The sequence below is a fragment of the Phreatobacter aquiterrae genome, from assembly GCF_053471285.1.
On sequence record NZ_JBJPHW010000007.1, the window covers coordinates 39567 to 54047 of the forward strand.

Annotated in this window: 12 protein-coding genes; 11 read left to right on the top strand and 1 reads right to left on the bottom strand. The window is 67.4% G+C overall.

Annotation, left to right across the window (positions count from 1 at the left end; genetic code table 11):
* Nucleotide 1 precedes the first annotated feature (1 nt).
* From urtE to ACJ4V0_RS12105, 5 genes are all read left to right on the top strand, one after another.
* Nucleotides 2-697, top strand: coding sequence for an urea ABC transporter ATP-binding subunit UrtE (gene urtE, locus ACJ4V0_RS12085; RefSeq protein WP_448299825.1), 696 nt, complete (start codon nt 2-4; stop codon nt 695-697).
* Nucleotides 698-790: 93 nt separating this feature from the next.
* Nucleotides 791-2392 carry a gamma-glutamyltransferase family protein gene (locus ACJ4V0_RS12090; RefSeq protein WP_448299826.1) on the top strand — a complete coding sequence of 534 codons (1602 nt, stop codon included), beginning with the start codon at nt 791-793 and terminating at the stop codon, nt 2390-2392.
* A gap of 119 nt (nt 2393-2511) precedes the next feature.
* Nucleotides 2512-5325: a [protein-PII] uridylyltransferase gene (locus tag ACJ4V0_RS12095; protein WP_448299827.1), complete on the top strand. Its 2814-nt coding sequence runs from the start codon at nt 2512-2514 to the stop codon at nt 5323-5325.
* Nucleotides 5326-5783: 458 nt separating this feature from the next.
* Complete coding sequence (locus ACJ4V0_RS12100) at nt 5784-7991, top strand: transglycosylase domain-containing protein (RefSeq protein WP_448299828.1); 2208 nt, start codon at nt 5784-5786, stop codon at nt 7989-7991.
* A 77-nt stretch (nt 7992-8068) separates the two neighbouring features.
* Nucleotides 8069-8446: a hypothetical protein gene (locus ACJ4V0_RS12105; RefSeq protein ID WP_448299829.1), complete on the top strand. Its 378-nt coding sequence runs from the start codon at nt 8069-8071 to the stop codon at nt 8444-8446.
* Nucleotides 8447-8464: 18 nt separating this feature from the next.
* Here ACJ4V0_RS12105 and ACJ4V0_RS12110 read toward each other — a convergent pair whose 3' ends face one another.
* Nucleotides 8465-9175, bottom strand: coding sequence for a GntR family transcriptional regulator (locus ACJ4V0_RS12110; protein ID WP_448299830.1), 711 nt, complete (start codon nt 9173-9175; stop codon nt 8465-8467).
* A gap of 131 nt (nt 9176-9306) precedes the next feature.
* Between ACJ4V0_RS12110 and ACJ4V0_RS12115 the strand changes: the two genes are divergently transcribed.
* The 6 genes from ACJ4V0_RS12115 to ACJ4V0_RS12140 all read left to right on the top strand — a co-directional run bounded on the left by ACJ4V0_RS12115 (nt 9307) and on the right by ACJ4V0_RS12140 (nt 14475).
* Nucleotides 9307-10296 (top strand): TRAP transporter substrate-binding protein, encoded by a 990-nt coding sequence (locus tag ACJ4V0_RS12115; RefSeq protein ID WP_448299831.1) that lies wholly within the window; start codon nt 9307-9309, stop codon nt 10294-10296.
* A gap of 85 nt (nt 10297-10381) precedes the next feature.
* Complete coding sequence (locus tag ACJ4V0_RS12120) at nt 10382-10909, top strand: TRAP transporter small permease (protein WP_448299832.1); 528 nt, start codon at nt 10382-10384, stop codon at nt 10907-10909.
* A gap of 3 nt (nt 10910-10912) precedes the next feature.
* Nucleotides 10913-12193: a TRAP transporter large permease gene (locus ACJ4V0_RS12125; protein ID WP_448299833.1), complete on the top strand. Its 1281-nt coding sequence runs from the start codon at nt 10913-10915 to the stop codon at nt 12191-12193.
* 21 nt (nt 12194-12214) lie between these two features.
* Entirely contained in the window at nt 12215-13054 is an 840-nt protein-coding gene (kduI, locus tag ACJ4V0_RS12130; protein ID WP_448299834.1) for a 5-dehydro-4-deoxy-D-glucuronate isomerase, read from the top strand.
* Nucleotides 13051-13389 (top strand): cupin domain-containing protein, encoded by a 339-nt coding sequence (locus tag ACJ4V0_RS12135; protein WP_448299835.1) that lies wholly within the window; start codon nt 13051-13053, stop codon nt 13387-13389. The genes kduI and ACJ4V0_RS12135 overlap by 4 nt, the downstream gene beginning before the upstream one ends.
* A 192-nt stretch (nt 13390-13581) precedes the next feature.
* Nucleotides 13582-14475: a sugar kinase gene (locus tag ACJ4V0_RS12140; RefSeq protein ID WP_448299836.1), complete on the top strand. Its 894-nt coding sequence runs from the start codon at nt 13582-13584 to the stop codon at nt 14473-14475.
* Nucleotides 14476-14481: the final 6 nt, after the last annotated feature.

Genomic DNA, 14481 nt, shown 5'->3' on the forward strand with positions numbered 1-14481 from the left:
CATGCTCGAGGTGAAGAACGTCGATCTCCACTACGGCGCAGCACAGGCCCTGCGCGAGGTCTCCATCGTCGTCGAGCCGGGGAAGGTCACCTGCGTCCTCGGCCGCAACGGTGTCGGCAAGACCTCCCTGATGCGCGCCATCATCGGCCACCAGCCCATTTCGGGCGGAGAGATCCTGTGGGAGGGCCGCGACATCACCCGCATGCCGCCTTTCGAGCGCGCCCGCCGCGGCATCGCCTATGTGCCGCAGGGCCGCGAGATCTTCCCGCTGCTGACGGTGAAGGAGAACCTGGAGACCGGCTTCGCGCCCCTCAGGCGCGCCGACCGCACCATCCCCGACGACATTTTCTCGCTCTTCCCGGTGCTGAAGGACATGCTGGGACGACGCGGCGGCGACCTGTCCGGTGGCCAGCAGCAGCAACTCGCCATCGGCAGGGCGCTGGTCACCCGCCCGCGCCTCATCGTGCTCGACGAGCCGACGGAGGGCATCCAGCCCTCGATCATCAAGGACATCGGCCGGGCCATCGACTATCTGCGGCAGAAGGGCGACATCGGCATCCTGCTGGTGGAGCAGTATCTCGACTTCGCCGAACAGCTCGGCGACCGGTTCTACGTGATGGAGCGCGGGCGCGTGGTGGTTCAGGGCCTTAAGGGCGAGGTCGACCGCGACGCCCTGCACAAGAGCATGGCGATCTGATCGCCGGCCGCCGCAGATCGGCCGAGACGGAATGACAGGTTACGGCCGGCGCGCCGCTCCGGTATCCTTCCGTCGCACCGGAGGATGAATCGCATGGCCAGAGGACCCTTCTCGCGCGGAGTGGTTGCCGCACCGCACGCGGCGGCGGCGGAGGCCGGCCGGCAGATCCTCGCGGAAGGCGGCAATGCCATCGAGGCGATGATCGCCGCCGCCGCCACCATCGCCGCCGTCTATCCGCACATGACCCATGTCGGCGGCGACGGCTTCTGGCTCATCCACCAGCCGAGCCGCCGCGTCCACGGCATCGAGGCCTGCGGCTTCGCCGGCGAGCGGGCAACGCTCAGGTCCTACCTCGACAAGGGCCACTACGACATTCCCTCGCGCGGGCCTGAGGCCGCCCTCACCGTTCCCGGCGCCATCGGCGGCTGGCGCCTCGCCAACGCCATGGCGAAGGCCTCCGGCGGCACCCTGCCGCGTGCGGTCATGATGGAGCCGGCCATCCGCGCTGCGCGCGAGGGCTATCGCGTCAGCCGATCGCAGGCGAGCCTCACCGTCGACAAGCTCTACGAACTGAAGGACTGCCCCGGCTTCGCCCAGACTTTCCTCGCGGAGGGAAAGCCGCCTGCCGAAGGCGCGGTGATGAAGCAGCCGGCCCTCGCCGACACGCTTGAGCACCTCGCCCGCGCCGGGTTTCAGGATGCCTATCGCGGCGACATCTCGCGGGAACTCGCCCGCGACCTCGAGGAGATGGGCTCGCCAGTCACCCGCGCCGACCTGCAGGCCTACTACGCCGTCGAGCGCACGCCTCTGTCGCTCGCCCATTCGCTCGGCACGCTGCACAACATGCCGCCGCCGACGCAGGGCCTCGCCTCCCTGATGATCCTCGGCATCGTCGACCGGCTGGAGGCCCTGCACGGGCCGGCCCACCCGGAGACATCCGCCTTCGTCCACCGCATCGTCGAGGCGACCAAGCGCTCCTTCCTGGTGCGCGACCGTTACGTCACTGATTTCGACCGCCTGGACGGCGATCCCCTCGCCTTCCTGACGCAGGAGGCCCTGCAGCGCGAGGCGGAGTCCATCGCCATGAACCGCGCCTTGCCCTGGCCGCACAAACCCGTCCCCGGCGACACGATCTGGATGGGCGCGGCGGACTCGGAGGGATGCGTCGTGTCCTACATCCAGTCGATCTACTGGGAATTCGGCTCGGGCTGCGTGTCGAAATCCACCGGCTTCCTGATGCAGAACCGCGGCTCCAGTTTCTCGCTCGATCCGAAGGCGCTCAATCCGCTGGAGCCCGGCCGCCGGCCGTTCCACACCCTCAACCCGGCAATGGCGCAACTGTCCGACGGCCGCGTCTTCGCCTATGGCACCATGGGCGGCGAGGGCCAGCCGCAGACGCAGGCGCAGCTCTTCGAGCGGCACGTCCGCCACCGCATGCCACTGGAAGAGGCCCTCGACGCACCGCGCTGGCTGCTCGGCCGCACCTGGGGTTCGTCGGTCACCAGCCTGCGCTTCGAGGACCGCTTCGACGAGAGCCTGGTGCGCGATCTCGACCGGCTCGGGCACCAGACCGCCATGATCGGCGAGGCCTATTCCGACACGATGGGCCATGCTGGCGGCGTCACGCTGCACACCGACACGTCACTGTCGGGCGCCCACGACCCGCGCGCCGACGGCGGCGCCGCCGGCCTCTGAGCCCCGGTCGGGGGACGACCGCCGTGACCGCCGTGCCGGCTGATGGCTCATCCGTCCCATCTCGCATCGCGCCGGTGATCCGCGTATGGTCCGCCGTCCCGCGCCAGTGAAGGCCCCATATGGATTCGCCCCCCTCCGCCGCACGCCTCCCGCGCCAGGCTGTCGTGCACGGCCCGCTCATCGACCCGGCCGAACTCGTCCGCGACGTCTCCGCCGTCTCGGTCGTCGCCGGCAACAACCGGGACGCCCGTGCCGAGGTGGTCCAGCGTCTGAAGAAACGCCTCGCGGAGGCGCGCAGGACGGCCGAGGACCGGCTGATCGCCAGCATCGACGGGCGCACCTGCGCGGAAGCCCTCTCGCAGTTCCAGGACGATGTCATCCGCGCGCTCTACGGCTGGATCGTCGATGAGCTCTACCCTTCGGAGAACCCTTCCTCCGGCGAGCGGATGACGATCGTCGCCACCGGCGGCTATGGCCGCGGCATGCTGGCGCCCGGCTCCGACATCGATCTCCTGTTCCTCCTGCCCTACAAGCAGACGGCCTGGGGCGAAAGCGTCGCCGAGGCCATGCTCTATTGCCTCTGGGACATGGGGCTGAAGGTCGGCCATGCGACGCGCTCGGTGGACGAGTGCATCCGCCAGGCGCGGACCGACTTCACCATCCGCACCACCCTTCTTGAGGCGCGTTACATCCTCGGCGACACGCAGCTCTTCGCCGAACTGGAGAAACGTTTCGACGCCGAGGTGGTGAAGGGCACGGTGCCGGATTTCGTCGCCGCCAAGCTCGCCGAGCGCGACGAGCGCCACCGCAAGACCGGCCAGTCACGCTATCTCGTCGAACCCAATGTCAAGGACGGCAAGGGTGGCCTCCGGGACCTGCACACACTGTTCTGGATTGCCCGCTACGCCTATCGGGTGAAGACCGACGAGGAACTGGCGAAGAAGGGCGTCTTCACCCGCCGCGAGGCGCAGATGTTCCGGCGTTGCGAGACCTTCCTGTGGACGGTCCGCTGCCACCTGCACTTCCTGACCGAACGCGCAGAAGAGCGCCTGTCCTTCGACCTTCAGCGCGAGCTTGCCCCGCGCCTCGGCTATCGCGGCCATAACGGCCTCGTCGATGTCGAGCGCTTCATGAAGCACTACTTCCTCATCGCCAAGGACGTGGGCGACCTCACCGCCATCCTCTGCGCCGAACTCGAGGAGCGTCACGAGAAGCCCGCCCCGGTGCTCGACCGCTTCATCGCGCGGCTGAGGCCGAAATCGCGGCGGGGCTTCAAGGAGAGCACCGACTTCCAGATCGACCACGACCGCATCACGGTGGCCGACGACGGCGCCTTCGCGCGCGACCCGGTCAATCTCATCCGCATGTTCTGGCTGGCTGACCGCTACAATCTCGCATTTCACCCGGATGCCATCCGGCTGCTGACCAGGTCCCTTAAACTCGTCGATGACAAGCTGCGCAACGATCCCGCGGCGAACCAGCTCTTCCTGTCGATCCTCACCTCGGCCAACACACCGGAGATCGTGCTCCGGCGGATGAACGAGGCCGGCATTCTCGGCCGCTTCGTTCCCGATTTCGGCCGCGTCGTGGCGATGATGCAGTTCAACATGTATCACCACTACACGGTCGACGAGCATCTGCTGCGATGCATCGGCATGCTTCACCGCATCGAGCACGATGGCAAGCCAGAGGACGGTCTTGCCGCCGATCTCGTCAAGACGATCCAGCCGCGCAACCGCGAGCTTCTCTACGTCACGCTGTTCCTGCACGACATCGCCAAGGGGCGCCCCGAGGACCATTCGACCGCCGGCGCGAAGATCGCCCGCAAGCTCTGCCCGCGCTTCGGCCTCAATGCTCTGGAGACGGAGACCGTCGCCTGGCTGGTGGAGCAGCATCTGGTCATGTCGACAATCGCGCAGTCGCGCGACCTCGCCGAACGCAAGACCATCGAGACCTTCGCCAACGTGGTGCAGTCGCTGGAGCGGATGAAGCTGCTGCTCATCCTCACCACGGCCGACATCATGGCGGTCGGCCCCGGCGTGTGGAACGGCTGGAAGAGCCAGCTCCTGCGCACGCTCTACTACGAGACCGAACCGGTGGTGACGGGGGGCTTCTCAGAGGTCAACCGCTCGCGCCGCGTCGAGATCGCGCAGGAGGAGTTCCGCCGCGCCGCACCGGAGCGGCTGCCCTCGCTCGCCGGCGACACGCTGGAGGCCTATATCGGCCGTCACTACGCCGCCTACTGGCTCAAGGTGGACCTCGCCACCAAGATCGAGCACGCACGGTTCCTCCAGTCGGCGGCCGCGGAGGGCCTGTCGCTTGCCACCCGCGTCGACCTCATCGCCGGCCAGGGCGTGACCCACCTGACCGTCCTCGCCCCCGACCACCCGCGCCTGCTGTCGATCATCGCCGGAGCCTGCGCGGCGACCGGCGCCAACATCGTCGGCGCGCAGATCTACACGACCACTGACGGACTTGCCCTCGACACCATCTCGATCGGCCGCGCCTTCGAGCGCGACGAGGACGAGGAGCGGCGGGCGAGGCGCATCGCCGAGGCGATCGAGAAGGCACTGCGCGGCGAGATGAAGGTCGGCGAGGCGGTAGCGGCGGCGGCCAAGAAGTCATCGGCGCGCAACCGCTCGCGCACCTTCCGCATCGCGCCGGATGTCGCCATCAACAACACCTGGTCGTCGCGCTACACGGTCATCGAGGTCTCCGGCCTCGACCGCGCCGGTCTCCTGCACGACCTGACGGCGGCGCTGTCTCGCCACAGCCTCAACATCGCCTCGGCCTATGTCGCGACCTTCGGCGAACGGGCCGTCGACGTTTTCTACGTCACCGACCTGATGGGGGCGAAGATCCAGTCGGCCCAGCGTCAGGCGGCGATCCGCAAGGTGCTGACAGGTGTCCTGGAGGATGAAGCGGCGCGCTGACAGCGCGGCCACCATCCGGACCCAGGCCGGTGCCTGCCGCCGCCTCCCGCAAGGCCCGCAGGCGCGCGAGGCGGTTCTCGGCCGCCCGCAGCCGGTCCCGCAGGACAGCCAGCTTCGTGCCGTCCTCGATTGTGTCGACATGGGATTCGATCACCGCGCGCAGCGTCCGCACCCGCGCCAGGAACGCGCTGACGATGGCTACATCGACATGGGGCTCGCGAGCCCTTCCGCGAAGCGCTTCTGCACTGTCGGGTGCATGAGAGGGTTCGGCCATGAACCGATCATTGCAACCAAAGGTTACATTTTGATTTCAATCAACCGAAACTCGAGGCGCTGTTAACCTTGCGGATCGATGAAGCCAGTCCCCCACATTTGCCTTAACCCACCCTTCATTGCGCCGGGATTACCCCGGACAAGCGCGGATCAGGCGCGGGAACAGGGCAGGCGTTCAGGGAGCGATGGCGCGACGACGCGGACAGGGCGATCGGATCGAACCCAGCTTCGGCACGGCGCGCGGAGGCATGGACCTGCGCGCCTTGCCCGAGGACCGGCCCTCGGTGCGCGTCGCGGCGCCCGCACGAGCGCCAAGGCCGGCAAAGCCACGTCGCGCCGAGCCGGTCGAGGAGGCGGACGTGGCGAAGGCACGGCAGCAGCGTGGAGCACGACGTGACCGCGATGACCCGCCGCGCCGCCGCAAGCGCCGCGGGTTCCTGGGCCGGCTGGTCATCTGGGGCGTGACCCTCTCCATCTGGGGCCTGATCGTCGTCGCCGGCATCATTGCCTGGTATGCGGCACATCTGCCGCCGACCCATACGCTCGAGGTACCGCCGAGGCCGCCGAACATCGCCATCCTCGCCGCCGATGGAACCGAACTCGCCAATCGCGGCGACACGGGTGGCGCCGCCGTGCAGTTGAAGAGTCTGCCAAGGCATGTGTCGCAGGCACTCATCGCCATCGAGGACCGGCGTTTCCATTCGCACTTCGGCATCGACGTCGTCGGTCTCGGCCGCGCCGTGTTCACCAACCTCACCAACAGGGGTGTGCATCAGGGCGGCTCGACGCTCAGCCAACAGTTGGCCAAGAACCTGTTCCTGACGCCGGACCGGACCCTCGGCCGCAAGGTGCAGGAGGCGCTGCTCGCGCTCTGGCTGGAGCACAACTACTCCAAGGAGCAGATCCTCGAACTCTACCTGAACCGCGTCTATTTCGGTGCCGGCGCCTATGGCATCGAGGCCGCGGCTCGCCGCTACTACGACAAGCCGGCGACCGCCCTGACGCTGCAGGAGGCCGCCGTCATCGCCGGCCTCGTCAAGGCGCCCTCGCGGCTCGCCCCCACCCGCAATCCGGAGGCCGCGCAGGCGCGCGCACAGCTCGTTCTCGCGGCCATGGCCGACCAGGGATACATCACCGAGGCGCAGGCGCGGAACGCCCGCAGCAACCCGGCCCACGCGAGCCGCACCATTCCCGGCGGCTCCATCAACTATGTCGCCGATTGGATCATGGACCTCATCGATGACTATGTCGGCAAGGTCGAGACCGACCTGAAGGTCGAGACGACCATCGTCGGTCCTGTGCAGCAGGCGGCCGAGGCCGCCCTCGTCGACGCCCTCAACCGTGGCGGCCAGCGCTATGGCGTCGGCCAGGGAGCGGTCGTCGTCCTTGATCGCGACGGCGCGGTGCGCGCCCTCGTTGGCGGACGCGACTATGCGCAGAGCCAGTTCAACCGGGCGGTCGCCGCCCGCCGGCAACCGGGCTCGGCCTTCAAGCCCTTCGTCTATCTCGCTGCCCTCGAACGCGGCCTGACCCCGGATACCGTGCGCAGCGACTCGCCCGTCTCGATCGCCGGATGGCGTCCCGAAAACTACACCCGCGACTATCGCGGCGAGGTCAGCCTGACCACGGCGCTCGCCTCCTCCCTCAACACGGTCGCCGTGCGGCTCGGCCAGGAAGCGGGGCCGCGCAACGTGGTGCGCACGGCGCAGCGGCTCGGCATCGGCTCGGCGCTGGCCGCCAACCCCTCCATCGCACTCGGCACGTCGGAGGTGAACCTCCTGGAGCTCACCGGCGCCTATGCGCCCTTCGCCAATGGCGGAACGGGCGTCATACCGCATGTCATCACGCGCATCCGGACCACCAGCGGCCGCGTGCTCTTCGAGCGCCGCCCCATGAACAACGGCCAGGTGGTGGAACCACGCCACGTCGCCATGATGAACGCCATGATGAACCAGACGACGGTCTCCGGAACGGCCCGCACGGTCCGCCTTCCGGGCTGGATCGTCGCTGGCAAGACCGGCACCAGCCAGGAGTTCCGCGACAGCTGGTTCGTCGGCTATACGGGCCGCTTCCTCGCGGGCGTCTGGCTCGGCAACGACGACGGCACGCCCACGCGTCGGCTCACCGGTGGCGGCCTGCCGGTGGATGTCTGGAACCGGGTTATGGCGGAGGCCCATCGCGGCCAGTCCATCGTCGATCTTCCGGGCAACTGGCGCTCCTACGACGCGCCGGGACGCATCCTGCCCGGCGACACGCTCGACCAGCCCATGACCATGTCGCGGGTTGAGCCGGGGGGCCAGCGCCGCCCGCAGCGCCTGACGGACGCCGAGGATCGCAGCGCCGTCGTCCGCCCCCAGCCCGGCACCGGCTTCCTCGACCGCCTGTTCCGCTGATCTCCCTTGCGCCGCCGCGGGGGAACCCCACATGGGGTCCGTCGGTTGTCCGGCGGAGCTTTGGAGAGGATAACGCGATGACGCGGATCGTCTGGTGGGGAGCCCTGGTCGGCGCCGCCTTCTGGTCGGTCTTCGCCTTCGTCGCCTACGCCGTGGTGGACACGGTCGGCGTCGGGGCGTCGAGCTATGGCACCGTGCCCGGATTTCCGCCGGAGCCCTTCACCTTCGCCTGGATCGCCGCCAGGGCACACGGGCTCGGCGTTTCCAGCATTGCGGCGGTCTGGCTCATCGGCCTCGTCATCATCTTCGGCAGCGCCGCGCTGTTTCACCGCCTGTTCGGACGTAGGGTGCCGGCGCTTCCGCCCACTCCGCGCAGCTGGGGATCCTCGATCCCCTCCGGCAGTTTCAACGTATCGGCCCGTCCGACGCTGAAGCAGCGTCTGTTCGGCCGCTGATCGCGGCGCTGCTTGCAGCTATTCGAAGAGTTCCGCGAACTTCAGCTCCAATCCGGCGACGGCGCGCAGAATCTCGTTGAGGTGGTGGCTCATTGCGGCGACCGCCCGATCGGCATCGCCGTCCTCGATGGCGCGCAGGATATCCCGGTGCTGCTCCACCAGCGGCCCCATCGACCCGGGGGAGTGCAGGGTCAGTGTGCAGACGCGGTCCATATGCGCCTTCTGCATCTCCACCGCGCTCCACGCCTCCGCGCAATCGGCGCCCTCCGCCAGGGCAATGTGGAAGAGGCTGTCGAGCTTCTGGAAGGTCAGGTGATCCCCCTCCGCCGCGGCCTTGTCTTGCGCGGCGATCAGGGCCTCGGCGCGGTCGCGGTAATGCGTATCGAAGCGCTCGCAGGCACGCCGGACGATGGCCACCTCGATCGCCTCGCGAATGAACCGCGCATCCAGCATCCGTCGCACCGACAGTTTGACGACCACCGTGCCGCGCTGCGGCTGCACGTCGACGAGGCCCTGCCGCATCAGCGCGATGAAGGCTTCGCGTACCGGCTGGCGCGAGACGCCGAAGCGCTCGGCGATCTCCGACTCCGACAGTCTCTCGCCGGGGCGGATCGTCAGGTCGATGATGTCGGCCCGCAGGTCGCGTTCGACGCGTGCGGCCGCGCTCCCGAGGATGCGCGACGATGACGGTGCGGGAGAGGCGGCGACCATAGGTCCGGCGAGTTCCATTTTTGTCTCTTGAACTTCCATACAAGTGCATACTAGAGTTGGAGGAGATCGGAAAGCCCGCATTTCGCGGGCTCCGATCGCCACGTTCCCCGCCTCAAGAAGGGAACTTCGTTTCGACCGGGAGGAAACCCATGCTGACACGTCGCACCTTCGTGTCCACCGCCGGCGCGCTCGCCGCAACCCCTGCCATCATCGGCTCCGCATCGGCCCAGGCCACCGTCACGCTGCGCTCCACCGACATCCACCCCGACGGCTATCCGACCATCGAGGCCGTGAAATTCATGGGGCAGTTGCTCGAGCAGCGCTCGAGCGGCCGCATCAAGATCAATGTCTTCCACTCCGCCCAGCTCGGCCAGGAGAAGGACACGATCGAGCAGACGCGCTTCGGCGTCATCGACATGAACCGCATCAATATGGCGCCGTTCAACAATCTCATCGCCTCGACCAACGTGCCCTCCCTGCCCTTCATCTTCCGTTCGGTCGTGCATATGCGGAAGGTGATGGACGGTGCCATCGGCGACTCGATCCTGAACGACTTCACGCCGCATGGCCTCGTCGGCCTTGCCTTCTACGATTCCGGCTCGCGGTCCTTCTACAACTCGAAGCGCGCGATCAGCACGCCGGCCGACATGCGCGGCATGAAGATCCGGGTGCAGCAGTCGGACATGTTCGTCGCGCTCGTCCAGGCGCTGGGCGCCAACGCCACGCCGATGAATTTCGGCGAGGTCTATACCAGCCTGCAGACCGGGGTCATCGACGGCGCGGAGAACAATTGGCCGAGCTATGAATCGACCCGCCATTTCGAGGTGGCGAAGTTCTACTCGCTCACCGAGCACTCGCTGAGCCCCGAGGTGCTGGTCATGTCGAAGCGCTCCTTCGACAAGTTCAACGCCGCCGACCAGGCGCTCATCCGCGCGGCGGCCAAGGAATCGGTCGCGAAGATGCGCGAACTCTGGGACGCCCGCGAGAAGGCCTCCGAGGCCAAGGTCCGCGCCGGCGGCTCGCAGGTCAACACGGTGGAGAAGCAGCCCTTCATCGACGCGATGAAGCCGGTCTACGACCGCTTCGTCACCAGCGCACCGATGAAGGACCTCGTCGCGCGCATCCAGGCCGTGACCTGACACCATCGTCCCGTGTGAGGTCCGTCGCCCCTCAGGCGGCGGGCCTTGCCGCCTGCCCGCCGTTTCCCGGGAAGCCTCCAGCGCGATGCACGCCATCCTCTCCCGCCTCAGTCCGCTTGCGGCCGTCCTCAGCCGGGCGGCGCTCCTCGTCGCCGGCTCCGGTCTCGTCATCATGACGGTGCTGGTCTTCTGGAGCATCTTCGGCCGCTACGTCCTGAACGACACCCCGACCTGGACCGAGCCCGCCGTTCTGCTGCTGATGAGCTGGTTCATCCTGCTCGGCTCGGCGACGGGCGTGCGCGAGCGTGGCCATATCGGCTTCGAGATCGGCCTCGCCGTCTCGCCGCCGCCGATGCGCTTCGTCCTCAAGCTCGTTACCGAAGCCCTGCTCATCCTCTTCGGCGCCGCCATGACGATCTATGGCTCCCAGCTCGCCATCGGCACCTGGAGCGCGCTGACGCCCATGATCGGCATCAGCCAGGGCTGGGACTATGTGCCGGTGGCGGTCGGCGGCGCGCTGATCACGCTTTTCTCGATCGAGCGCATCCTGATGGTGCTGACCGGCACCGACGAGACAGCCGTGCCGCTCGGCCCGGGCATCGGCGAGATCTGAGCCATGGAGCTGTTCATCCTCTTCGGCGCCTTCGCCATTCTTCTCCTGATCGGCATGCCGATCGCCTTCTGCCTCGGCGTCGCCTCGCTCGCCACCGTCCTCTACATGGACGTGCCGCCGGTGGTGATCTTCCAGCAGATGAACTCCGGCATGAACGCCTTCGCCATGATGGCGATTCCCTTCTTCATCTATTCCGGCGACCTGATGATCCGCGGCGGCATCGCCGAGCGCCTCATCGCCTTTGCCGCCTCTCTCGTCGGCCACCTGCGCGGCGGCCTCGGGCAGGTCAACGTGCTGACCTCGACCTTGTTCGGCGGCATCTCGGGCTCGGCCGTGGCCGATGCCTCGGCGGTGGGCGGCCTGATGATCCCGCAGATGGTGAAGCGCGGCTATGACGCCGACTACGCGGTCAACGTCACCGCCAATGCGGCGATCATCGCGCTTCTGATCCCGCCCTCGCACAACATGATCCTCTACTCGCTGGCGGCGGGTGGAAACCTCTCCATCGCCGACCTCTTCACCGCCGGCATCGTGCCGGGCTTCATGCTGGCGGCCTCACTGATGGTCGCCGCCTATGTCGTCGCCCGCCGCCGCGGCTATCCAGCGGAGGCCTTCCCGGGCTGGCTCATGGTGGCGCGGACCCTGGTCGTCGCCATTCCCGGCCTTCTGCTGATCGGCATCATCTTCGGCGGCGTGCGCTCCGGCGTCTTCACCGCGACGGAGAGCTCCTGCATCGCCGTCGTCTATGCCTTCTTCATCACCGTCGTCGTCTATCGCCAGCTGAACTGGGACAGCTTTGTCGAGGCGACGCTGGGTGCTGTGCGCACCACCGCCATGGTGCTGCTGGTGATCGGCACGGCCGCCGCCTTCGGCTGGCTCATGGCCTTCCTGCAGGTGCCGGCCCAGACCGTCGCCTTCATGAAGTCGATCACCGACGATCCCATCATGATGCTGCTGCTGATAAACGTGATCCTCCTCTTCCTCGGCACCTTCATGGACATGGCGCCGATGATCATCATCCTCACCCCCATTCTGCTGCCGGTGGTCAAGGCCTTCGGCGTCGACCCGATTCACTTCGGCGTCATTCTCATCCTCAACGCCGGCATCGGCCTCAACACCCCGCCGGTGGGTTCGGTGCAGTTCGTCGCCTGCGCCATCGGCAAGGTGTCCATTGGCCAGGCGATGAAGACCATCTGGCCCTTCTATGGCGCTTCCGTCGCCGTGCTGCTGCTGGTCACCTACGTGCCGGCCTTCTCCCTCTGGCTTCCCGCCCTCTTCCGCTGACCGTTTGCCGAAAGGTTTGCCATGACCATCGCCGTCCGCCAGGCCTCGCACCCGGAAGCCGCGAGGCACTACGACACCGCCGCGCTGCGTTCCCATTTCCTGGTCGAGAGCCTGTTCCGACCGGATGCCGTGGAGCTGACCTACAGCCATGTCGACCGAATCGTCATTGGCGGCGCCATGCCGGTGACGTCACCCTTGAAGCTCGAAACCGACAAGGCGACCATCGGGCAGGCGACCTTTCTCGCCCGCCGCGAACTCGGCATCTGCAATGTCGGTGGTCCCGGCCGCGTCGTCTGCGACGGCGAGACGTTCGAGGTGAACCCGCGCGACATGCTCTATGTCGCCATGGGCACGGTTGACGTCGCCTTTCACTCCGACGACATCAAGAACCCTGCGAAGTTCTATCTCTTCTCGACGCCGGCCCACGCCCGCCACGCGACGGTGCTGGTGCGCGAGGCCGACGCGAACACCATCGAGCTCGGCGCCCAGGACCAGGCCAATACCCGCACCCTGCGCCAGTACATCATCCCGGGCCGCGTCCAGTCCTGCCAACTGGTCATGGGCCTGACGACCCTCAGGCCCGGCAACATCTGGAACACCATGCCGAGCCATGTGCATGACCGGCGCTGCGAGGCCTATCTCTACTTCGACCTGAAGGACGACGCCCGCGTCTTCCACCTGATGGGCGAGCCCGAGGAGACACGTCACCTCGTTGTCGCCAACGAGCAGGCGATCATCTCGCCGCCATGGTCGATCCACTCCGGCTGCGGCACAGCCTCCTATTCCTTCATCTGGGCCATGGGCGGCGACAACCAGGACTTCACCGACATGGACATGGTGCCGATGGACGCGCTGCGATGACGCCCGGCACCGACATCTTCCTGACCGACCGTGATACCGCCTGGTCCGATCTCGGCGGCGGCGTGCGGCGCAAGATCCTGACCCACGACGCCAGCGTCATGATGGTGCGCGTCGTCTTCGAGAAGGGCGCCGTGGGCCCGCCCCACCACCATCCGCACATCCAGTGCACGCTCGTCGCCTCCGGCCGTTTCGAGGTGACGATCGGCGATCGCAAGACCGTTCTGGCCGCAGGCGATAGCTTCATCGTGCCGACCGGCGCCGTGCATTCCGTGGTGGCGCTGGAGGCCGGCGAACTCGTCGACACCTTCACGCCGCGGCGGGAGGACTTCCTTTGAACGGTTGAGGGATCGCCATCGGCGATGGCATCCGTCCAGGTGAATCCGGGCATCGGGGGGGCCGGAATCGCAGGATTGTCCGCAAAGCCCTGCACCGGTTGAAGCCCTGTCCGCCGCAATGGAACTGGAACTGGGGGTGGACACCGCCTGCCGCGCCCCCCACCTTCCCCAAAAGGCGAAGGAAGCGAAACCATGGACGCACTCTTCATCGGGCAGACCTATATCGACGTCACGGTGCTGGCGGATGCCATTCCCACCGGTGACGACAAGGCTGTGGCCAAGGACTATGCGGTTTCCTTCGGCGGCAACGCGGTGACCGCCGCTTTCGCCTGCGCCAAGCTCGGGGTGAAGCCGGACCTGCTCGCCTCGCTCGCCAATGACTGGCTCGGCCACATGTTCTCCGACATGGCCGCCCGCTACGATATTTCCCTGCACCCGCGCCCGGTGAAGCGGTCCTCGCTCTCCTTCGTCATTCCCAACAACGGCAAGCGCGCCATCCTGCGCGCCCGCGACGACAAGTACCTGCACCCCTTCCCGGGCCTGAACCTCGACGGCTGTCGCCTGCTGCATCTCGATGGTCACCAGCCCGATGCCGCCATCGCCTATGCCCGTGCCTGCCGCGAGAAGGGCATCCTCACCTCGCTCGACGGCGGCAGCGTGCGGGCCAACACGCAGGACCTGCTCGGCTTCATCGACGTCGCGGTGGTGGCAGAGAACTTCTGCGAGCAGATGGAACTGACGCCCGCTGAGATGCTCACCCATCTCCACGCGAAGGGGTGCAAGATCGGCGCGGTGACGCTCGGCGAGCGCGGCATGGTCTGGATCGACGAGAAGACGGAGAGGCGGGAGTTGCCGGCACTGCCGGTTCCCTCATCGCGCATCGTCGATACCAGCGGCGCTGGCGACGTCTTCCACGGCGCCTATTGCTATGCCTATCTGTCCCATCCTGACGGGACCTGGGAGGATCATTTTCGCTTCGCCCGCGCCGCCTCGGCTCACGCGATCCAGTATCTCGGCAACGAGGCCAAGCTGCCGACGCTGGCCGACATCGCGGCTGCCCGCGCCGAGTTCGAGACGGTGGCCTGACGGGCT

Excerpts from the sequence above, each read along its gene's own strand:
- urtE (WP_448299825.1), top strand. The coding sequence starts at position 2 with ATGCTCGAGGTGAAGAACGTCGATCTCCACTACGGCGCAGCACAGGCC.
- ACJ4V0_RS12090 (WP_448299826.1), top strand. The coding sequence starts at position 791 with ATGGCCAGAGGACCCTTCTCGCGCGGAGTGGTTGCCGCACCGCACGCG.
- ACJ4V0_RS12095 (WP_448299827.1), top strand. The coding sequence starts at position 2,512 with ATGGATTCGCCCCCCTCCGCCGCACGCCTCCCGCGCCAGGCTGTCGTG.
- ACJ4V0_RS12100 (WP_448299828.1), top strand. The coding sequence starts at position 5,784 with ATGGCGCGACGACGCGGACAGGGCGATCGGATCGAACCCAGCTTCGGC.
- ACJ4V0_RS12105 (WP_448299829.1), top strand. The coding sequence starts at position 8,069 with ATGACGCGGATCGTCTGGTGGGGAGCCCTGGTCGGCGCCGCCTTCTGG.
- ACJ4V0_RS12110 (WP_448299830.1), bottom strand. The coding sequence starts at position 9,175 with ATGGAACTCGCCGGACCTATGGTCGCCGCCTCTCCCGCACCGTCATCG.
- ACJ4V0_RS12115 (WP_448299831.1), top strand. The coding sequence starts at position 9,307 with ATGCTGACACGTCGCACCTTCGTGTCCACCGCCGGCGCGCTCGCCGCA.
- ACJ4V0_RS12120 (WP_448299832.1), top strand. The coding sequence starts at position 10,382 with ATGCACGCCATCCTCTCCCGCCTCAGTCCGCTTGCGGCCGTCCTCAGC.
- ACJ4V0_RS12125 (WP_448299833.1), top strand. The coding sequence starts at position 10,913 with ATGGAGCTGTTCATCCTCTTCGGCGCCTTCGCCATTCTTCTCCTGATC.
- kduI (WP_448299834.1), top strand. The coding sequence starts at position 12,215 with ATGACCATCGCCGTCCGCCAGGCCTCGCACCCGGAAGCCGCGAGGCAC.
- ACJ4V0_RS12135 (WP_448299835.1), top strand. The coding sequence starts at position 13,051 with ATGACGCCCGGCACCGACATCTTCCTGACCGACCGTGATACCGCCTGG.
- ACJ4V0_RS12140 (WP_448299836.1), top strand. The coding sequence starts at position 13,582 with ATGGACGCACTCTTCATCGGGCAGACCTATATCGACGTCACGGTGCTG.